Genomic DNA, 21,154 nt, shown 5'->3' on the forward strand with positions numbered 1-21,154 from the left:
CCTACGTTAAAACTAAACGCTTAATTCTATCAAATACGAGCTCAAAAAATTGCCATCGAAAAAGAAAATTATACCACCTCACAAGCCTTCTACGATTCGCATCATTGGAGGGCAGTGGCGCGGTAGGAAGTTACCGGTTCCAAGTGCTGACGGATTGCGGCCGACAGGCGATAGAATAAGAGAGACTCTTTTTAACTGGCTAGCTCCCTATATTACATCAGCGCGATGTTTAGATGCATATGCAGGCACTGGAGCCTTGGGTATAGAAGCACTTTCTCGCGGTGCGGCATTTACAGAATTTGTAGAACTCAACCATAATACGGCAAAAAATCTGGATGAGAATCTAAAACGCCTTAATAGCACCACTCACAACATAAACCGCTTAAACTTTGCACAATGGATACCCAAAGATAAGCATACGTTCGATATCGTGTTTTTAGATCCTCCATTTGAGCAGAAATTGTGGCAGAGCGCTATTACGCATCTAATAGATAATATCCCATTGTCTGATGACGCACTCATCTACATTGAAAGCCAAAATAGTGAATCATTTACTATACCTAGTTCATGGGAAATGCATAAAAATAAGTCAACAAAGCAAGTCAATGCCACACTTTACAAGACAAATCAGGGCATTCCGAGCTAGAATCGTCCGCTATCGATTTGGGGAGAGCAATTAGGTGACAGAAAAAAAGGTGGTTTATCCAGGCACATTTGATCCCATTACTAATGGTCATCTTGATTTAGTGCACCGCGCGGCTAATCTATTTGACAATGTTGTCGTAGCTGTTGCTGCTAGTAAAAAGAAGACGCCCTTATTCACTCTTGAAGAGCGAGTTAGTTTAGCGAAACAATTGCTCGAAGATTATGACAACATTGAAGTATGCGGATTTGACTGTTTACTGAAAGATCTTGTCGAAGCAAAAGGCGCATACGGTGTTGTGCGCGGCCTGCGTGCCGTATCTGATTTCGAATATGAATTTCAGCTCGCCAATATGAATCGTATTTTAGCGCCGTCAATGGAGAGCCTGTTTTTGACTCCAGCTGAACACTTATCGTACATTTCATCTACTTTAGTACGTGAAATAGCTTCTTTGAGCGGGGATGTGTCACAGTTTGTACCTCCTTTGGTTGAGGAGGCACTCATCGAAAAATATCGCTCTTTAGGAAAGACTTAACACTAAGGTTTTTCTCATACACCATAATTTTTTTACTCCAGCCGTGGAGAGCGCTCAGCAGCCGGTCTAGACTTAAGTATCAGACAATATATTCTTTGTATAGGGCATGCTATGAGCAACCACGAAGAAAGAAGACATTACACTCGTGTTAACTTTGCTAGTAAGGCGCAAATACTCCAAGATGATAGGGATTATGATGTCAAAGTGATCGATATATCATTGAATGGCATATTGATCGAGCCCCCCGAAAACTACACCCTCAAAACAGAACAGGTCGTCCTCATCAGGGTTGAGTTAACCGATGATGTCAACATAGAGATGCGAGCCCGCTTGGCTCACAACAGCAACCAACTCCTGGGGCTACAGTGTGTCAGTATCGATATGGAAAGCATGAGCCATTTGAGGCGCCTGATGGAACTCAATATTGAAGACCCAAGCGCACCGGAGCGTGTACTTGACGAATTGATAGCAAATGCTTAGGGGCTAACTCAGAGAGCCTCTAGTGCTTCGCTCAGTTTTTTCACGCCGACAATTTCAATTCCTGCAATACTTTCCCTTGGAATATTGCCGTGGGGAACGATAGCACGTTTAAAACCATGTTTTGCCGCCTCCCTTAAGCGCTCTTGACCACTGGGTACGGGGCGAATTTCTCCCGCTAAGCCGACCTCGCCAAACACGATCAAATCCCGAGGAAGCTCTTGGTCTCGAAAGCTAGAGACCAAAGCCATTAGCAAAGACAGATCAGCGCTGGTTTCGACAATTTTAACGCCGCCAACCACGTTTACAAAAACATCTTGGTCTCCCACCATAATGCCTCCATGCCGATGTAAAACAGCCAGCAACATAGCCAAACGATTCTGCTCCAAGCCCACAGCAACACGACGAGGATTGCCTAAGCTAGAGGAGTCCACGAGGGCTTGAATCTCAACTAATAAAGGACGTGTTCCCTCCCATACCACCATAACCACAGAGCCGCTGGCAATTTCGTCTGAACGCTGTAAAAAAATTGCTGAGGGATTAGTAACTTCTTTAAGACCAAGTTCAGTCATAGCAAAAACACCAAGCTCATTGACTGCACCAAAGCGATTTTTATTTCCCCGTAAGGTTCTAAATCGTGAATCGTGTACACCCTCGAGCATAATCGAGCAGTCGATCATATGCTCCAGCACTTTTGGGCCTGCCAAACTACCATCTTTAGTCACATGTCCTACGAGAATAAGAACCACCCCTGTCTGCTTAGCAAAACGAGTAAGTACTGCCGCCGACTCTCTTACTTGAGAGACACTTCCTGGTGCTGACTGAATATCGTTGTGATGCATGACTTGTATAGAATCCACCACCATTAACTTCGGATTTACGCTGGATGCACTCGCCACTACTGTTTCCACATCAGTGGCTGATAGCATTTTCAACTTTTTAGTTGGCAGATTAAGGCGTTTTGCACGCATGGCCACTTGTTGCAAAGACTCCTCACCAGTAACGTACAAAGCCTCGTGCTGTTCCGCCAACTCACACAAGGTTTGCAATAAGAGAGTTGACTTTCCTGCACCGGGATTACCACCGATGAGGACTACCGACCCAGGAACAAAACCACCTCCAAGCACACGATCAAACTCATCCATACCGGAAGAAAAACGCGGTAACTCCTCAAGGTTAATCTCAGAAAGCGCAGTAATTTTAGTCGCATCTCCTCCTGCGTAGCCTTTAAAATCACCAGCACCAGCACCAGCACCAGCACCAGCACCAGGTCTAGGCTTAGCTAAGCGAACTTCTTGCATCGTATTCCAAGCACCACAAGCGCTGCACTGCCCCTGCCACTTGGTATAATCTGCGCCACAATCGTTACAAACAAATGCATGCTTAGTTTTGGCCACTGTTACCTCTTCAATTAAGTTAGTTTTCTATCAAACCTGTTAGCCCTAAGGCTTATTGACACTTATGATGCATTATACTCTAGAGCAGCCACAAGTTTTTGCAGCTAAGCTCGAGGGCCTGGAAGCATTTTTCCACCTAGCGTCGTTAACTGGTTCTAGGGCCTGTCTCTAATTCGTGATACAGTCTCGCCGTAATGAAAAGCTCTCTTATTCCAGAAAAACCGATTCTTGTATATCCTTCACTCGCGGCAACAGTTGGCCTCGACGAGGCCGTGATGCTGTCGTGCCTATCGGATATGGTTACTAATACCCCAAGCAAATTTGCCAATGGCTTTTATTGGCATAGCGTCCGCGTTGATCAACTGCATAAAGCATTGCCTTTTTGGGATCTTAGAGATTTACAAAGAGTCAGCACTAGCCTACGAGAAAAAGGCGTTATTTTTATTGCCTCAGGGCCACTGCTACAAGAGGCCAGTTTTAAATTTGCTTTTAATGAAAAACAAACATCAACGACACGGCACATGCCCTCTCATACCGAGATAACACCACAAGAGCAAGCTCATATAGCAAGGCAGACAAACTCTACATTTAGCGGTAAAAATTTTATCTCAGCTAATTGGAAACCAGATCAAGTCACACTTGAACAACTTGGACAGTTAAATATTCCATCAGATTTTGCCTTCCGACAAGTCCCTGAGTTTATTGCTTATTGGCGTGAGCGCAACGAAGCACACCGCTCTTGGGGGCAAAAATTCATTAGCCACACCATACAACGATGGCGCAACTTTGAGGAACAGGAGAACCGCAAAAATAAAGCAACCGCTATGTTCTCTAATTGGCAGCCAAGTCAATCCTGTGTAGATAGTATGCTTCAACGTGGAATAGCAAGGCAGTTCATATTCGACCAGATACAAGAATTTATCAGCTTTTGGCAAGCGACTGGGGAGAGACATATCGCTTGGGAGAGTAAATTTATCCAACGCGTACAATCTGAGTGGGCAAGCCAAGAAGCGAGAAGAAATGTTTCCAATCAAGGGTTTCCAATCTTCAACTCTTGGCGACCATCCGAAGATGCCATGGAAGTGATGACAGTCAAATCGGAAATCCCTCTCTCGTTCATCGAAGATAGTATCGCCGAATTTATTATTTATTGGCAGGAGAAAGGCACTGAATCGAATACATGGAACAGCCTCTTTATTAAACATATTCGCTTGCAGTGGCACCGTTACCAACATGCACTGGATAATAGTGTAGACCCTCAGCCAATCAGTGATAACTGGCTGCCATCACAAGATGTTTTCGACATATTAAAACTTGCAAATATTGATCAAGCATTTGCCAAAAGCCTAGTTCCTGAGTTTATTTTATATTGGAAAGATCGAAATGAAATTCATCGCTCTTGGAACACGCGCTTTTTGCACCATGCAAAAAGAACATGGGCCAAGCAACATCAGTTTGTAGACCCTCAGAATAACCAAAACACATTGCGTTCAACACGGGAAATAAGTCTTGAAGAAGAACTTAACGACACCAGCTGGGCAGACTGACGGCAAAACACAAGAAGCTTATATTAATGCGATTAATCAGGTGTTTGCGATTTTTCGGCGCAATTACCACAATCAGTATTACAAAGCTCTACCCGATGAAAATGAGCTTTCCATCGTTAAACGAATTTGGCTTGAATCACTTAAACGGTTTCCGCCTGAAACCATATTAATGGCAGCAAAATCGGTTATTGAAGCCAGTGAATTTATGCCTACATTGCGAACGATGATTCGTCACTGTGAAGAACAAAGTGATTTTGGATTACCCGATGCTCACAATGCATATATTGAGGCGTGCAGAGCACCTTCACCAAAAGCAAGTTATGCTTGGACTCATCTGGCAGTGTATTACGCGGGAAAACAATGTGACTGGTATTTTCTACAAAGTAATAGTGAGGATGTAGCCTATCCTATTTTTAAAAAGGAATACCAACAAATATGCCAACGCATATTACAAGGCGAAACTTTATTACCACCACAGTTACCTGAGCTACCAGAAAAAACAGAAACAATTTTAGATAAAAAAGCTAATTTAAAAAACTTAAAGTCACTTAAGGATCGACTAGGTTTTTAGTAAAAGTTTTACAGCGGTATTGTTATGAAGTTAATTATTGCAGTCGCAATTAATTTTTATTTATGTGCAATTTTTGTTGCTACTTTTTTTTTAAGCCAACACTCATCCAGTTTTAGTCGCTCTCCAAAATTAGAGTACACTTTACGTTCTAAACCTATTGCACTACCAAAATTTTCTGAGATAGAAAACACATCTGAAAAGAAGCAAACTTTTTTTAATTATTTCTCGCTTATCATCAATGATATAAATGGACAGATATTACATCAGCGCAACGAGCTAATAAAAATAGAAAACAAACTTAATAGAGGCTTTCGGCTCAATAAAAAAAATGCATCCACTCTCAACGCCTATGCAGACTTTTATAATGTTGATAAGCAACTACATTGGCAACAAAAAATCGAACAATTACTTCTTAGAGTCAACACCATCCCGCCATCATTGGCACTTGCACAAGCTGCAAGCGAATCTGCTTGGGGAACATCACGCTTTGCCACCAAAGGTAATAATTACTTTGGCCAGTGGTGTTTTATAAAAGGTTGTGGCTTAACCCCCAAAAATAGAAAAGAGGGTGCTAACCATGAGGTTAAGTATTTTTCTTCAGCATTTGAATCTGTCGCAGCTTACGTAAAAAACATCAACACTCATAGAGCCTATGAGAAGCTAAGAAAAATTCGGGCTGAAGCAGTAAAGAACAATGTTTATCCTAGTGGCATTTTATTAGCTGATGGATTAAGCAATTATTCTGAAAGAAAAGAGCACTATATTAACGAAATTAAAACCATGATAAAGACAAACGATCTAAAAGATAATTTCGATATGAGCCAATAGTTTTTGACTGCACACTATTTCATAGATCAAGAATACAAGCTGGATTATTTTTAACGCAGTATCGATAGGTATAGTGGTTACGAAATGGCTGCTAGTCGAATGCTAGACCGATGCCTTCATCGGTAAGTCGCACAACTGTTAAATGTTTTGGCATGGCTTTACCTGAACCTAAAAGCGCTTCGGCTTTAAACCCATCGCCGATGGAAATTTTTTTAACTAAATCTTTACACTTAACAAAAATACCCGTTTCAGAAACATCACGGGTTTCGGCAACAACTTCACCCAAGCTATCATTCGCAAGTTTGACAGCATACGTCACTAAGGTTCTACCGTGTTTTCTATAGGTCATAATAACTGCTCACATACGAAATACATCTAAGCATCGAATCACTAAATAAATATTTGTGTAGAGATTCTTGCACTTAAAAATAATGGATTCAAGTGTCTCAGTTATAAAAAGGCGCTGTTTATTACCTTTGATGATTTATCTATCTAAACTTTTTTGAGGGCCTGCTAATACTCATGCAATCGTCACAAATATAAGCAGGCATTTGGCTAATTTTATTCATCCTTGGGATAAATTATTTACAAAAAATTAATAAAATTTAAATTACTTCAACTCCATCAACTTTTTGGAAACCCCGAGGCAATTTATTTCCTCTGCGGCCACGCTCACCGATATAATGTTCGAGATCCTTAAACTTCAAAGACAAGTGTCGTTTACCAGATAAGACTTTTAATGTTTCTCCTTTAGTAATTACACATATCGAAATTACAAATTCTTCTCGGGATTGCACTCTGGCAGCCGGGATATTTATAATTTTATTGCCTTTACCGCGTGCTAATTCTGGCAACTCATCAATTGGAAACGCTAACATGCGTCCCTCATTTGTAACACATACAAGCCATGTTGGTTCATCGCTGCTAATAAACATAGGACTTAAAACGCGACTACCATTTGGTAAGTTAAGTGCAGCTTTTCCCGCCTTATTTTTAGTAAAGAGATCAGATATTTTAGTGATAAAACCGTAGCCTGCGTCAGATGCCAGTAATATTTTTTGCTCATCCTCTCCCATTATCAAGCCTTCGAAAACGGCGCCACTAGGAGGATTTAGACGCCCAGTAACAGGTTCTCCTTGACCGCGAGCTGATGGTAGAGTGTGTGCTGGGATAGCATAGCTACGGCCAGTGGAATCCAATAAGATAGCATTCTGATTACTTTTACCTTTTGCCGCAAAACGAAAGCTATCACCGGATTTATAATTCAAGGCAGCCGGATCTATTTCGTGGCCTTTTGCGGACCTTATCCAGCCTTTATCCGAGAGCACAACGGTAATCGGATCAACACTGAGCAATTCTTTTTCGCTAAACGCTTGAGATTCCTCACGAATATTGAGAGGGGAACGTCTATCGTCACCAAATTTTTTAGCAACTTCGAGTAATTCTTTTTTAATCAAAGTCTTTAAACGACGAGCTGAACCGAGAATTTTTTCTAATTCATCACGTTCTTTGCCCAATTGATTTTGCTCGTCTTTAATTTTCATTTCTTCAAGACGAGCTAACTGACGCAAGCGAGTATCCAGAATATAGTTGGCTTGCCGTTCACTTAATTCGAAGCGTGCAATCAACGCTTGTTTGGGTTGATCTTCGGTACGAATAATATGGATAACTTCATCTAAGTTGAGAAACGCAATTAGTAAGCCGTCTAATAAATGCAGTCGATCAAGTACCCAGTCTAAACGGTGCTGTAGACGACGACGTACCGTCACCATTCTAAAGCTTAACCATTCCGTTAAGATTTTATCTAAGGCTTTGACTTCTGGCTTACCATCGATACCAATCACATTTAGATTAATTCGATAATTTTTTTCTAGATCTGTAGTAGCAAATAAATGCCCCATTAAGGAATCAGCATCGACTCGATTAGAACGAGGTATGATAACCAAACGTGTTGGGTTTTCATGGTCTGATTCATCCCTCAAATCCGCAACCATAGGTAACTTTTTAGCGTGCAACTGGCTAGCAATTTGCTCAAGCACTTTCGCTCCACTGACCTGGTGAGGTAGCGCAGTGATAACGATATCACCGTCCTCTTTCGACCAGATAGCACGCATTTTCATGGAGCCTCGCCCCTGCTTGTATATCTTGATCAAGTCTTCCCGAGGGGTAATAATTTCCGCATCGGTAGGCATGTCAGGCCCCTGGACATACTCACAGAGTTCATCCACTGAGGCATTAGGGTTCTCTAACAGATGAACCGTAGCTTCAACGATTTCTCTGAGGTTATGAGGAGGAATATCCGTTGCCATTCCCACAGCAATGCCGGTAGTACCATTTAACAATATGGTGGGTACGCGAGCAGGCAGGACTTTGGGCTCATCGAGTGTACCGTCAAAGTTGGGCTGCCACTCCACTGTTCCCTGGCCCAGTTCACTGAGTAAAACTTCAGTAAATGCACTTAGACGCGCTTCTGTGTAACGCATCGCAGCAAATGACTTCGGGTCGTCCTGGGAACCCCAGTTACCCTGACCATCAACCAATGGATAGCGATAGGAAAAAGGCTGCGCCATAAGTACCATGGCTTCATATGCAGCGCTATCACCATGAGGGTGGAACTTACCAATCACATCACCAACAGTACGGGCCGACTTTTTATACTTTGCCGAAGCTTTCAGCCCCAGCTCACTCATCGCATAGATGATGCGTCGTTGCACAGGCTTTAGCCCGTCTCCAACATGGGGTAAGGCACGGTCGAGAATAACGTACATGGAATAATCCAAATACGCTTTCTCGGCGAATTGTTTAAGTGGTATTTGCTCGTCAGCTTCTTGGGAATAGATTGGAGTACTCATAAATATTTTTCTTTAATAAGAACGATCGCTGTTATATCAAATGCGATCAAACGCATCAATAACACAGTGATGTTTCAATTGAGAATGAGCATTAATGCTCTGCTGCAGCTTTATCAAAGTCTTCTAATAAATCCAGTGGTTCGATTTCTTCGCCATCTAAGTCAGCATTCCAGTCAATACCAACTAGGAGAATGTCTTGATGCATGCCCGGTAGCCATTCATCCAGCAGCTCCTCTAATGATATAGGAACTACTTCATAGTTAGCCCATTCATCTTGGCAGTGAACCTTAGCAAGCTCAGGCTGCGACCAAAGAGGCATAACATCGACACTATCGCTATAGGAGGAAGGACACAAGGCCCAACCTTCTTCGCTGCTTAGTCCCCACACACATCCAGTATGAATAGCATCATCAATAAAGCCTTCATAAATTGCGTCAAAATCGTCTTCATTTAAAATTTCTGTCATCTGAACATGGTGTCCTTTAGCCGAAGTTCTTATCGGCAACAAATGGGTTGCTAAGGCGCTCGGCGCCAAAAGTAGAGTTTGGGCCATGGCCTGGGATGAAGGTGACATTATCCCCTAAAGGCCACAACTTTTGGCGAATTGAATCAAGTAGCTGCTGATGATTACCCCGAGGGAAGTCTGTGCGCCCTATCGCGCCATTGAATAGAACATCACCAACAAAGGCCGTTGATGTTTGGCTCTCATAGAAAACTACATGGCCGGGTGTATGTCCAGGGCAATGCAATACATGTAAATTGATGTTGCCAACCTTGACTGTATCGCCATCATCTAGCCAGCGGGTGGGCTCAAAACCAGGAACCGGTTGAAAACCCATCATCTTTGCTTGCTCATCCAAAGCGGCAATCCAGAACAAATCTTCTTTATGAGGCCCCTCGATAGGCAGTGAAAGCTGAGTAATCAGCTCACCTACCCCTCCTACATGATCCATATGGCCGTGGGTAAGCACAATTTTTGTCAACTTAACATTTTCTTCTTCAACAACGGCCAAAAGCTGCGCAATATCTCCACCTGGATCGATAAAAGCAGCTTCATTTGTAGCCTCACACCACACCAATGAACAGTTTTGCTGGAACGATGTTACAGGAATCGTTCTATATTTCATTTCTTAACCTCATAAGTTTCACGATACTAAAGATTTACATTGACTGTCGCGAATATCGTCCATAAACACATAGAAAGTAGGTCAAACAAAAACAGATTGTAAATTTCCCAGCATTTTATCCTCAGCTAGCTAGAATAGTTAATACACCTTGATAAAAATTACGCAAATGCCATTACTGCAAATTAACGAAGATCACAGAGACGCTCTGCAAGAGATAACCAATGTCGCGATGGGACAGGCGGGGGACAAGCTCGCACGCCTGTTGGATACTTTTGTAGTCTTATCAATACCTCACATCGAAGTAATGAAGCCATCTGATATTGCTATGGCTTTACACGCGATCGATTCTAATCAGTCGGTATCAGGTGTTTGCCAAGGCTTTATCGGCGGTGGTATAGCAGGCGAGGCAATGCTTTTATTTAACGATACGAGCTTTGCCGACTTAGCAAAGTTATTAGATTACAAAGAACATCTTGATGAACAAGCCGAACGCGAACTTCTGATGGATACCACCAACGTATTGTTTGGCGCTTGCTTACAGGGTATTTCGGAACAAATCGATATGGACTTTAGTTTTGGATCACCTACTGTCTTAGGACAGCACCAAAAAGTCTCGGATATATTCGATATGGCTAATACCAAATGGGAGAGTGCTTTGGTTACTGAAATATCCTACGAGTTAGAGGGCTACAATGTAAATTGTGATCTTCTTATTATCATGACAGCGGACTCTTTAGATCTACTATTTAAAAAGCTTGATTACTTAATTGCATAGGCTCGGTGGACACCATATCTAAATGACTAAGGGCAACGATTTTTTAAGCGACTTTCACTGGTTAATGGACGTGCTCCAGCACATAGACGTGGGTTTGGTGATTTTAGATAGTAAGTTTGATATCCAGCTCTGGAACGCTTTCATGCAAAATCACAGTTCACAGGCTGCCAGCGACATCCTGGGTAAGAATATATTTGAAGCTTTCCCCGAGCTACCAGAGCCTTGGTTTAGACGCAAAGCACAAACGGTATTTGAGCTCCAGAACCAAGCTTTTACCACTTGGGAACAGCGTCCTTACCTATTTCGCTTTAAGAACTACCGTCCCATCACCAGTCTTGCGGAGTTCATGTACCAAAACAGCACAATTATTCCACTAAAAGACACTCGTGGAGAAGTGGATCATATTTGTTTAATTGTCTATGACGTAACTGAAGTAGCGGTCAATCGTATTCAAATTCAGAAAGCTAACGAGAAGTTGCGCTACCTTAGCCGCACTGACGGCTTAACCGGCCTTCTTAATCGCAAGACATGGGAGAGTGAGCTAGATACAGAATTCGAACGTTTCAAGCGCAATCAACACACAGCATCATTGATTATGTTTGATATTGACCATTTCAAAAAAATTAATGATAACTATGGCCATCCAGCTGGGGATGAAGTCATAAGGCAAACCGCGAAAGTACTGCTTGATAATTTGCGAGCTATCGATATTGCAGGTCGCTATGGCGGCGAAGAGTTTGCCGTAATATTAACGGATACAAATTCCGAAGGTGCGCTGGTTGTCGCTGAAAGGCTTCGTAATGCTATTGGTAACCATACGGTTCACTACGAAGACTTCGTTATTGACTACACAATTAGTATTGGAATTTCTGAAATAGGATCTGATATTAACAACAAAACTAACTGGATAGATTGTGCCGACAAAGGCCTTTATCAGGCCAAAAATAATGGCCGGAATAATTCTGTTGTTTATCGAGAATCTTAACCTTCGCCACAAGAATAATAATAACAATCATTTTCATTATTATTGACAGATACTGTCTCACCACAAATCAACTACACTTCTTTTATATAACAGACTCCAAAAGAACTATATGTTATCGACAACGGTAAGGCGGTAATGAATCAATCTGTGTGCTCCAAAATAATTATTCTTTCAGCTATCACTGCTTTAATTGTTGCTGGAGTTGTTTTAAGCCTAAGCTATGCAATGATCGTATCTCAACAAAACGACAAATTTGAAAAAGATGTACAAGCGCATATTTTATTGATCAACGCATTTCTCTCTGATCCAATATTTACCTATGATTTTCAACAGATACAGCGGGTCGCAAATGCTATCGTCGATAATTCGTTAGTTATATCTATTGAGATCACTGATCATCGAGGCAAATCTTTGGCAGAAGCTTCAGAGAAATATGACGATCAACAATCAGATAATACACTTACAAAAAAAATAGAAGTCTTTAAGGATAGTAAAGTTATCGGTACATATACTGTTGTTTTTTCACAAAAAACAATCGATGAGTTTGTTAATAACTATTCACTTCTTAGTGCTTTATTAGCTTTTTTCATAATCGTTTCTTGCCTGCTTACTGTGTTCCTTTCGATCCAAATCATAGTTAGCCGACCTTTAAAGAAGATATGTCAAATTTTCGAAGGGAAAGGTAAAAATAACAATAACCTTGATTACAATTTGGAAAATAAAGGAAAGGATGAAATAACAAAATTAGCGCTTAGTTACAAGCAAGTATTTGAAAAGACAAACACTTTTCTCGCAAAAGCTATACATGAGGCGGAAAATATTTTTAAAGATGCTTCGGCAATATCAAATTTTGCCAATACAGCTATCAATTCAAACTGCCTACAACAGAGTCAAATTAAGGATATCGAAAATACCATCCTTAGTTTTACACAGCTAAACGATGATGTTGTAGCCTCATCCAACGAAACTACCGCGAAAACAACCTGCATAGATAGCTTACTAAAAGAAAGTATCAATGTTGCAAATACATCCACGGTTATAATAAAACGATTAAACAATAATATCGAAACAACTGCAGAAAAAATCCAAACATTAAAAAATAATAGCGAAAATATTGGTTCTGTACTCGAAGTAGTTAGAAAAATTGCAGACCAAACTAATTTATTAGCTTTGAATGCTGCAATTGAAGCAGCTCGTGCTGGGGAGCAAGGCCGTGGTTTTGCTGTGGTGGCTGATGAAGTAAGAAACCTAGCAACAAAAACTCAAAACTCTACTACGGAAATAGAAACAATAATTACGCAATTAATCACCGCTGCTGACGAAGCAGCCGATACAATGACAATAAGTATTAACTCAGCAAAAGAAACAAGTGATATCAGTATACAAATAGAAAAAAAACTAGAAAACGCTCATATGAATATTTCAAAAATTCGTGAGGATAGTAATAAAATTGAAAAACTTTCAGCAGAGCAATGCAATATAGCCAATAAAATAGGCGATGCAATAATAACTTTGTATTCGTTATTAGAAAAGGTATCAGAAAATGGTACTTTAGTTGATAAAAATTCTAAAAAATTAGCTGATGGAAGTCACAAATTAAAAAATCAAATAGAAAATTTCATTGCTGGCTAATATGTTTAATTCTAATGTGACTTAGTTCTTATATTTGCAACGACAATTAAAAACTGCTAGGCTTTTAGTTGTAAGAAATATCTATTTATTAAAAAAAAATATTCCTCAATATTATTTTTTCTAAAAATATTATTTACAGCACAAAAACATCAAAAAATACTAGCGTGGCAATTAAAACGCCTTATCTAGTAACCACTTCTCTAAATTAATGATTAATGTGACTCAATACTTTATTACAAGTGACATTTGCGTTAATTAAAACCTCCAGTAACGATAAGTTGAACGTATGGTTATCCGCATCAACACCAAATTGCACTTTCTCTGCTGCTCTTTTGTCGATGCTATCAAGAGAAATTCCTAAACTAAATTACTACTTATTGAAGTAGCTATATTTAATGTTTCTTACCTGTAAATAAAAACTAGTAAGCCATTATTCGCTTACAAATAGGTAATGAAGAGTTTTTTAGCAAACAGGGCAATTTTCCCTCAGCAAACATTGCGTACAGTTTTTGCCCTATTTCAACACCACCCACAACACTATCGACTATTCACTTTTCATAAGAAAAGTTCACATGTAATCAGAGGAGTACAATGGTGAAAAAATATGTCGCCCATAGTCTGCTACTAGCTGCCGGCATTTGCGTTACGCCGCTCAGCACTTTAGCTGCAAACTGTGAATACATTATTGAGAGAGAATGGGGCTCAGGGTTCACAGCCTCAGTACGTATAACAAATGATGGTAGTTCCCCCATTGAAGACTGGTCTGTCAGCTGGGAATACAGCGACGGCACAGTCAACACGGGAACATGGAACGCCAACATAACGGGAAGTAACCCCTTCACAGCAACACCACTCTCCTGGAATAGAGTGATTGCAGCTGGGGAATCCGTTGAATTTGGCATGCAGGGCCAAAAAGGCACAACTGGTGTAAACGCTGCTGTCCCTTCCGTTAACGGCGAGGTTTGCTCATCAGCTCCTTCAACAAATAGCGCCCCAAGAATAGCGGTTAATGCTCCAACAACAAGCGGTGTTGTCCCTCTTGAGGTAAGTTTTGATGCCAGTAAGTCTGACGATGCAGACAACGACCCACTAACGTATAGCTGGGACTTCGGCGACGGCAATACAGGAAGCGGCGCTACTTTAAAACACACATATAACCAAGCAGGCTCTTATACTGCTAGATTGACCGTTAGTGATGGACAAGAAACATCCACTCAAACTGTGGCAATCAGTGTTTCAGGACAAAGTTCAAACCCATCTCAAGCAGTAGCAGTAGAACTTAAGCGAGTTTTCCCTAACCTCACTTTCGTTCAACCGCTGGGCTTTTATCAAGCACCAGGGGATAACTCTCGTTGGTACGTTCTTGAAAAAGCAGGAAGAATACTTTGGATAGATGCGAACGATAACAATACATCTGTCGCTAACACCTACCTTGATTATCGCTCACAAATTAATGATGCAGTTGAAGGTGGTGTCTTGGGTCTTGCCTTCCACCCCAACTATCAAAATAACCGCGAAGTTTTTGTTTCCTACACAGCACCCAGTGCCACTAGCCCTGCTGGAATAGACATGAAATCTGTTATTTCACGTTTCGTTGAAAATAACAGCGGTGACGCACTCGTTCCTTCATCTGAAGAACAACTGCTAAACGTAGATCAACCTTTCCAAAACCACAATGGCGGCCACATTGGCTTTGGCCCTGATGGTTATCTATATATTGCTATAGGTGATGGTGGTTCAGCTAACGATCCAGAGCGCAATGGCCAAGATAAAAATACTCTCTTAGGCTCGATGCTGCGTATAGATGTTAACAGTGGCTCACCTTACAGCATCCCTTCTGACAACCCTTTTGCTAATGGCGGAGGAAAACCAGAAATCTACGCCTACGGCCTGCGCAACCCCTGGCGCTGGAGCTTTGATGCGGAAAACGGATCATTATGGGCGGCCGATGTTGGACAAGACGCTTATGAAGAGGTCAACATCATCGTAAACGGCGGCAACTATGGCTGGCGCTGTATGGAAGGAACAGCAACGACCACAAATAGTTGTGCCGATCCAAATGCCAATTTCATTGACTCCATTGGCGGTTACGACCATACCGAAGGTGATTCCATCACTGGTGGCTACGTTTACCGTGGCGCAATTCAAAGTTTGCGAGGTAAATATGTTTTCGCAGACCTCCTAAGAGGCCAGGTATGGACGCTGAGCGAAAATACTCAAGGTGCATACGACCGCGATCTATTAATAGACTCTGGTCGCACTATCGCCGCTTTTGGTCAATCAAACAGTAATGAGTTATACGCTGTTGATATTCGTAACGGTGGCATATATGAATTTGTTGCATCAACAGTCACACCACCTAACACGGCACCAACAGCATCTGCTAGTGCAGATCAAACTTCTGGCGAAGCGCCACTGACAATCAACTTCGATGGCTCAGCCTCAACTGATCCTGAGAATGATACTCTTACATACTCTTGGGATTTTGGTGACAACACCACAGGCACCGGAGTTACGGCAAATCACATATACACTGCAGCGGGTAACTATACAGCGACACTAACAGTTAACGATGGCGAGCTTAGTGATACGGATACAGTCCAAATTACAATTAATGCTCCAACACCAACACCCACGCCTACGCCAACACCTGGTAGCGATGTTAGTTGTGAATTCATCGTTGAAAACCAATGGAACAATGGTTTCGTTGCTTCTATCGAAATTACCAATAATGGCACACGCGATGTGGATGGTTGGCAAGTAAACTGGGCGTACAGTGATGGTTCAGCAAACACCAATACTTGGAATGCAGAAGTTTCTGGTAACAACCCTTATAGTGCCAATAACTTACCTTGGAACAGAGTCGTTAAACCAGGTGAGTCAGTTAAATTCGGCATGCAAGGAACCAAGGGCGTAAACAATGCACCTTTAGTTATCCCAGAAGTAACGGGAGATGTATGTAGTGGCAGTGGTAATCCAGCACCAACCCCGACTCCTACGGCAACTCCAACTGCAACACCTACGCCTACTCCAACTCCAACGGCAACCCCGACTCCAACAGCTACGCCTACGGCAACTCCAACGCCTACAGCGACCCCAGCACCTACGGCAACCCCAACACCTACTCCTGCACCTCAGACTGGCGCTCAAATTTATGCCGCGCAATGTACACAATGTCATGGACCTGGTGGTAATGGTTTCCCAATTTCAGTGCCATTGAATGATCCAGATAACATGCGCTTTATTCAAAATGGTAATGTTGCTCAGATGACCACTTATATCGAGCAAAATATGCCTGCTGGAAATGCCGCCGCATGTGATGCCACGTGTGCATCAACTGTTGCTCAATATATTGCCTCTACTTTCTGGGTAACTGATCCAAATCCAAACCCAACTACAGAGACTCCAGGGCCAAGACAACTCAACCTGTTAACACGTTATGAGTTCAGCAATACTATTGAAGACTTACTAGGTATTTCAGCAAATGCAATTACGGAAAATTTCCCTGTTGAATCATCTATCAATGGATTCGATAACAATGCGCAATTTAACGTAGTATCGGATAGACACGTGGATGAATATATTGCTGCAGCCGAAATTTTGGCTGATCGTGCTATTGCAGAAAATAAATCAGGTTTACTTCTCTGCACCGATGAAACAGATGCCTGCGCAAATGAGTTTATCGAAAGCTTTGGTAAGAAAGCATTTAGACGCCCGCTAACAAGCGCTGAACAAAGCTCTTATCAAGCATTGTTTACCTCTGAAACTGTATTCGATGATGGTTTACGCCTTGTCATCCGCGCAATGCTTAGCTCACCTCGCTTCTTATATAAATCTGAGATGGGTGTGGCCGAAGGCAGTAACTTCCGTTTAACCCCTCATGAGACTGCAACACTATTGTCTTACATGTTCTGGGGAACAACGCCTGATGCAACTCTTTTGGCTGCCGCTGATAACGATGCGTTACAAACATCTGCTCAATTGAAAACTCAGGCACAACGTTTACTTGCTAACAACCGTGCACGTAGACATATGGCCCACTTTGCAGAACAATGGTTAGGTGCAGCACCAAGTGATATTGGCGTTAAAGACCCAGCGGTTTATCCAAACTTTACCAATGAAATTCGCTCTGCAATGACGGAAGAACTCAATGCCTTCTTCAATCACGTATTGTTTGATTCTTCTAAGAAAATCCAAGAGCTATTTAACGCAGACTACGTTTTCGTAAATACGGCACTTGCGAATTACTACGGCTTAAATGGTGTTTCATCAAACACTATGCAAAAGACAACAGATACTACGGGCAATCGTGGTGGCATACTGACACTTGGTGCAGTTATGGCTGCTCATGGACATTCCAACGAAACAGCTCCAGTACCTCGAGGTAAATTCTTACGTCGCCGAGTCATGTGTCAAGACTTACCTGATCCACCCATTGAAATTGATACCAGCTTCCCAGATCCAGATCCAAACCTCACAACACGTGAACGTTTCGAACTGCGAACTGCTGATGCAGAATGTCAAAACTGTCATAAGTTCCTCAACGGTTCAGGCTTTGGCTTTGAAGCATTTGATGGCGCAGGTGCATTCCGCACAACCGATAATGGCAAACAGGTTAACGTTACAGCCAATCTTATCGGCCTGGAAAGCTTACTCGATACCGATAGCACTCCTTACACAGGTGCGAGAGCACAACAAGATATCCTAGTAAATAGTGATGGCGTTAAAGCATGTTTAGCACGTCAGTTCTACCGCTTTACTCGCGGTTATGCAGATACTGACCTTGATACAAACACGCTTAATAACCTGAATGACATATTTGCTGCTGGCGAATACGACATGCAGGAAATGATGATTGGTGTTACTCAATTATCTACATTCACCCTACGACGTCAGCCATAAGGAGCTAAAAATGAAAAACCAAAGTAGACGCCAGTTTATTAAAAAGCTCTCTGGCGCAGCAATAGCAGCACCAATGTTAAACCTGTCTTGGGCGAAATCAGTATTTGCTGCTGATGCAGCCAAAAAAGTAGTGTTTATGTACATGCCTGACGGCTGTATTCCTACTAGGTTTCATCCAAGCCAAACGGGAACGTCTTTTACTTTGCCAGACCAGACTTCCGAGCTTGAATCTGTCAGACAACATTGTGTTTTCCCTCGTGGATTAACAATGTATGAAGGTGGTTCTACCCATGAAGGCGGCGCAGCAAAGGTATTGACAGGTAATAATAATCAGTCTATTGATTACTTCCTTTCGCAGGAGCTTGGCGGGGCAACACCATTTAGAGGTATTAACCTTGGTGTCGCTACAAATTTTCAGTCGGGAAGCGATAAACTAACAAGCTACCGAACAGGAAACATTGCTATAAGCCCTAACGATAATCCAATTAATGCCTTTGAAACTATTTTTGCAGGCAATACTGGCGGTGGTGGTCAAACAACTGCGCAGAGAAGAACGCAAAGTATCTTAGATACTAATAAAGATGATCTGCAACGCCTACGCAATTTACTCGGTGCAGCTGAGAAAGCAAAACTAGACGAACATGCTCAAGCTATTTCCGAAGTTGAAGCTCGTTTAGCAGCAGCCAGCGGAGGAGCATGTAACACTGGAGGATTTAACACTGGTGGTTTCTCAGTACCAAATCCAGACTACGGTTATCCAAAACAGATTCACCTAGACTCTAACTTTGAAACCGTCGCTAAATTGCAAATGGATATTATTGTACGAGCGCTATCGTGTGGTATGACTCGTGTTGCTAGCTTGTCATTTTCTCATGCGGTAAGTCCGCTACGAGTAGAAGGCTTAAGCTCAAGTAACCATGACTCATCCCATTATGGAACTAGTACCAGTAATGCGGCGAATGTATTTAGCCAATATAAACGTTTCTACGTCCGTCAACTTAAATATCTTATCGAAGCTCTGTTAAATGAAACGGACACTGATGGCAATACGATGTTGCGTAATACATTAATTGTTTTTTACTCCGAGCTAGGTGATGGCAATAGACATGACCACAAAGATATGCCTTTCATATTAGCGGGTAACGCTGGAGGTAACTTAGTTACTGGCCGCGCACTGGATTATAATGGTGACGCTCACTCCAAGTTACTGGTTTCTATTGCTAACATGATGGATGTAAATATTAACAGTTTTGGTTATACCGGCCATGGCTTGGGTGGTTTAGCAAATTTATAATTTGTTGACCATAAAGTAATTTTTATTAACTAGTAAGTTAATAATTTTAAAGGCTAGAACTTTGACAAAAGTTCTAGCCTTTTTTTATTTCTAAAAAAAATAAAAGAAACAGAACAATTTAAATGCCAACAACAATTTAATTTTCTTTTTTTCAGAAAAACTACATTTAATATTAATAATTCCAACGCATAATCCCATCTCTTTTTTATCCAGTCATTCTTACCCTAATGTGGAGAATATAAATGAGATACCTTCTAAATTTATTGAGTTTAATAACAGCATTAAACGCTTATGGAGGTGAAACAAAAGACGGACATTATCACTCGCATAACGACACAACTATTACGACATTAGCCCCATTTGATCCTGGCCCAGAACCGCGAGAAGCAATTCGCCCAATACCTGGAGAACTGAGTTTTTTTCAATTACCTCTCACGGGTTTTGCGTTGGGAGAAGCCGGCGTTATTGTCGGGCCAGACGGCACCATTGCACTTCTAGACTTAGGTAATTTTACACATGATGATATTGTGAGAGATTTTGTACGAGACCTTAACACCAATGAACTAACTCCAGCTCGAGGTTACTCTCGACAAAGAGGAGAACTAGAAGTTGACTGGATTATAATTACTCATTTTCACGCCGATCATTCAGGCGCATATAGTCGTCTTATGAATAGCTCTAGACAAAGTGAAAATTTAAATGTAACCAAAGGTGTTGTGCACAGAGGTTTTACCGATTTAGGTAGTGGTATTACAGAAAGTAATTTTCTTGCTGTTTGTAATTCTCTTCGCGGCCGTCATGCTTCCCTTAATTACCCTGCATGTACTTCGGACTTACAAGCACCTTGTGATGTAGATTCTGCAAGGCAAATATATCCAGCGACACGTTGTGACGGACTATTTATTGGTGACCTTGAAAATCCAAATGATAATAATGCTGGACTACCAAGTAAAATCGAACTCGGCGAAGGCGCAAAGATTACATTGATCGCCTCATCTAATCATGTCTCCAATGGCGGTAGAGCCATTAAAGGGCAATCATTTGGTGTTGATGATAATGGCTATGAAAATGCTCGAAGCCTAGTGGGCCTCATTACATTTGGAGGATTTCATTATCATTTTGGGGGAGATTTAACAGGTAGCGGAAGAAGGGGCGATCCTGATGTGGAAACTCATCTGGTTAACGTAGCAGGACCTACATTTTGGGGGCCACTAGGTGTCGATGTCACTCACCTCCACCACCATGCTCGTAATACCAGCTCCAACGACACTTTTGTGGATGCAGTTGCCCCTAATGACGGCCGCTCACGCAACGCCGTTGCAGGTATCAGTCGTGGCCACTTCGGATCACCTCAAAGACGCACAGTACGTCGATGGCTCGATGATGATAGATTGGGAGAAGGCAGAATGTGGGCAACACAAAGATCTGGTAGTTCAAGGCACTCACGTCTAACAACAGCAAATGGTTTAGTAATCGTCCAGACAATACAAAAAGGGCGAGGTTACTGGGTGCAAGCTGCGGGTAACTCTATTACCTCTCAAGCGTATCAATCCTTGCGTGACTAATTGTAAATATCAATAAACATTATC

At 41.8% G+C, this 21,154-nt stretch carries 17 protein-coding genes; 12 read left to right on the top strand and 5 right to left on the bottom strand.

Annotated features, from left to right (window positions below):
- The first annotated feature begins 49 nt into the window (after positions 1-49).
- The 3 genes from rsmD (at position 50) to BVC89_RS26400 (ending at position 1,658) form a co-directional block, all read left to right on the top strand.
- Entirely contained in the window at positions 50-646 is a 597-nt protein-coding gene (gene rsmD / locus BVC89_RS26390) for a 16S rRNA (guanine(966)-N(2))-methyltransferase RsmD (RefSeq protein WP_216825055.1), read from the top strand.
- Positions 647-680: 34 nt separating this feature from the next.
- Positions 681-1,178: a pantetheine-phosphate adenylyltransferase gene (gene coaD / locus BVC89_RS26395; protein ID WP_086934080.1), complete on the top strand. Its 498-nt coding sequence runs from the start codon at positions 681-683 to the stop codon at positions 1,176-1,178.
- Positions 1,179-1,289: 111 nt separating this feature from the next.
- Positions 1,290-1,658, top strand: coding sequence for a PilZ domain-containing protein (locus BVC89_RS26400; protein WP_086934081.1), 369 nt, complete (start codon positions 1,290-1,292; stop codon positions 1,656-1,658).
- A gap of 8 nt (positions 1,659-1,666) precedes the next feature.
- Here the strand turns inward: BVC89_RS26400 and radA are convergent, their stop codons facing one another.
- On the bottom strand, positions 1,667-3,052 hold the full coding sequence (radA, locus tag BVC89_RS26405; RefSeq protein WP_086934082.1) for a DNA repair protein RadA: 1,386 nt from the start codon (positions 3,050-3,052) through the stop codon (positions 1,667-1,669).
- A gap of 194 nt (positions 3,053-3,246) precedes the next feature.
- Here radA and BVC89_RS26410 point away from each other — a divergent pair, with 194 nt between their 5' ends.
- From BVC89_RS26410 to BVC89_RS26420, 3 genes are read left to right on the top strand one after another with little or no spacing between them, the layout of a single operon-like run.
- Positions 3,247-4,599 carry a DnaT-like ssDNA-binding domain-containing protein gene (locus BVC89_RS26410; protein WP_086934083.1) on the top strand — a complete coding sequence of 451 codons (1,353 nt, stop codon included), beginning with the start codon at positions 3,247-3,249 and terminating at the stop codon, positions 4,597-4,599.
- Complete coding sequence (locus tag BVC89_RS26415) at positions 4,562-5,170, top strand: replication protein P (protein WP_086934084.1); 609 nt, start codon at positions 4,562-4,564, stop codon at positions 5,168-5,170. The genes BVC89_RS26410 and BVC89_RS26415 overlap by 38 nt, the downstream gene beginning before the upstream one ends.
- A gap of 24 nt (positions 5,171-5,194) precedes the next feature.
- On the top strand, positions 5,195-5,998 hold the full coding sequence (locus tag BVC89_RS26420; RefSeq protein ID WP_086934085.1) for a glucosaminidase domain-containing protein: 804 nt from the start codon (positions 5,195-5,197) through the stop codon (positions 5,996-5,998).
- A gap of 91 nt (positions 5,999-6,089) precedes the next feature.
- Here the strand turns inward: BVC89_RS26420 and BVC89_RS26425 are convergent, their stop codons facing one another.
- The 4 genes from BVC89_RS26425 to BVC89_RS26440 form a co-directional block, all read right to left on the bottom strand.
- Positions 6,090-6,347, bottom strand: a complete 258-nt coding sequence (locus tag BVC89_RS26425; RefSeq protein WP_245929244.1) for a PilZ domain-containing protein — start codon at positions 6,345-6,347, stop codon at positions 6,090-6,092.
- 256 nt (positions 6,348-6,603) lie between these two features.
- Positions 6,604-8,850 carry a DNA topoisomerase IV subunit A gene (gene parC, locus BVC89_RS26430; RefSeq protein WP_086934087.1) on the bottom strand — a complete coding sequence of 749 codons (2,247 nt, stop codon included), beginning with the start codon at positions 8,848-8,850 and terminating at the stop codon, positions 6,604-6,606.
- A 91-nt stretch (positions 8,851-8,941) separates the two neighbouring features.
- Positions 8,942-9,316 (bottom strand): DUF2750 domain-containing protein, encoded by a 375-nt coding sequence (locus tag BVC89_RS26435; RefSeq protein WP_086934088.1) that lies wholly within the window; start codon positions 9,314-9,316, stop codon positions 8,942-8,944.
- A 16-nt stretch (positions 9,317-9,332) separates the two neighbouring features.
- Positions 9,333-9,977, bottom strand: coding sequence for an MBL fold metallo-hydrolase (locus tag BVC89_RS26440; protein WP_086934089.1), 645 nt, complete (start codon positions 9,975-9,977; stop codon positions 9,333-9,335).
- Positions 9,978-10,143: 166 nt separating this feature from the next.
- On the opposite strand from BVC89_RS26440, the gene BVC89_RS26445 reads away from it, so the two are divergent.
- From BVC89_RS26445 to BVC89_RS26470, 6 genes are all read left to right on the top strand, one after another.
- The gene (locus tag BVC89_RS26445; RefSeq protein WP_086934090.1) at positions 10,144-10,752 is read left to right on the top strand and encodes a histidine kinase; all 609 of its coding nucleotides are present in this window, start codon (positions 10,144-10,146) and stop codon (positions 10,750-10,752) included.
- A gap of 22 nt (positions 10,753-10,774) precedes the next feature.
- Positions 10,775-11,737 (top strand): sensor domain-containing diguanylate cyclase, encoded by a 963-nt coding sequence (locus tag BVC89_RS26450; protein ID WP_086934091.1) that lies wholly within the window; start codon positions 10,775-10,777, stop codon positions 11,735-11,737.
- A 135-nt stretch (positions 11,738-11,872) separates the two neighbouring features.
- A complete protein-coding gene (locus tag BVC89_RS26455) occupies positions 11,873-13,369 on the top strand; it encodes a methyl-accepting chemotaxis protein (RefSeq protein WP_103654311.1) in 1,497 nt (498 codons plus the stop codon).
- A 591-nt stretch (positions 13,370-13,960) separates the two neighbouring features.
- The gene (locus BVC89_RS26460; protein ID WP_086934092.1) at positions 13,961-18,271 is read left to right on the top strand and encodes a cellulose binding domain-containing protein; all 4,311 of its coding nucleotides are present in this window, start codon (positions 13,961-13,963) and stop codon (positions 18,269-18,271) included.
- A gap of 10 nt (positions 18,272-18,281) precedes the next feature.
- Complete coding sequence (locus tag BVC89_RS26465; protein ID WP_086934093.1) at positions 18,282-19,565, top strand: DUF1552 domain-containing protein; 1,284 nt, start codon at positions 18,282-18,284, stop codon at positions 19,563-19,565.
- A gap of 242 nt (positions 19,566-19,807) precedes the next feature.
- Positions 19,808-21,130, top strand: a complete 1,323-nt coding sequence (locus BVC89_RS26470; RefSeq protein WP_086934094.1) for an MBL fold metallo-hydrolase — start codon at positions 19,808-19,810, stop codon at positions 21,128-21,130.
- The last annotated feature ends 24 nt before the right edge of the window (positions 21,131-21,154 follow it).

The organism is Agarilytica rhodophyticola (genome assembly GCF_002157225.2).
GTDB classification, from domain to species: Bacteria; Pseudomonadota; Gammaproteobacteria; order Pseudomonadales; family Cellvibrionaceae; genus Agarilytica; species Agarilytica rhodophyticola.

Bases quoted from the DNA above. Each gene is read 5' to 3' on its own strand.
- BVC89_RS26400 (WP_086934081.1), top strand. From the start codon at position 1,290: ATGAGCAACCACGAAGAAAGAAGACATTACACTCGTGTTAACTTTGCT.
- BVC89_RS26440 (WP_086934089.1), bottom strand. From the start codon at position 9,977: ATGAAATATAGAACGATTCCTGTAACATCGTTCCAGCAAAACTGTTCA.
- BVC89_RS26460 (WP_086934092.1), top strand. From the start codon at position 13,961: ATGGTGAAAAAATATGTCGCCCATAGTCTGCTACTAGCTGCCGGCATT.
- BVC89_RS26450 (WP_086934091.1), top strand. From the start codon at position 10,775: ATGACTAAGGGCAACGATTTTTTAAGCGACTTTCACTGGTTAATGGAC.
- BVC89_RS26455 (WP_103654311.1), top strand. From the start codon at position 11,873: ATGAATCAATCTGTGTGCTCCAAAATAATTATTCTTTCAGCTATCACT.
- parC (WP_086934087.1), bottom strand. From the start codon at position 8,850: ATGAGTACTCCAATCTATTCCCAAGAAGCTGACGAGCAAATACCACTT.
- BVC89_RS26445 (WP_086934090.1), top strand. From the start codon at position 10,144: ATGCCATTACTGCAAATTAACGAAGATCACAGAGACGCTCTGCAAGAG.
- BVC89_RS26420 (WP_086934085.1), top strand. From the start codon at position 5,195: ATGAAGTTAATTATTGCAGTCGCAATTAATTTTTATTTATGTGCAATT.
- BVC89_RS26465 (WP_086934093.1), top strand. From the start codon at position 18,282: ATGAAAAACCAAAGTAGACGCCAGTTTATTAAAAAGCTCTCTGGCGCA.
- BVC89_RS26435 (WP_086934088.1), bottom strand. From the start codon at position 9,316: ATGACAGAAATTTTAAATGAAGACGATTTTGACGCAATTTATGAAGGC.
- BVC89_RS26410 (WP_086934083.1), top strand. From the start codon at position 3,247: ATGAAAAGCTCTCTTATTCCAGAAAAACCGATTCTTGTATATCCTTCA.
- BVC89_RS26425 (WP_245929244.1), bottom strand. From the start codon at position 6,347: ATGACCTATAGAAAACACGGTAGAACCTTAGTGACGTATGCTGTCAAA.
- BVC89_RS26470 (WP_086934094.1), top strand. From the start codon at position 19,808: ATGAGATACCTTCTAAATTTATTGAGTTTAATAACAGCATTAAACGCT.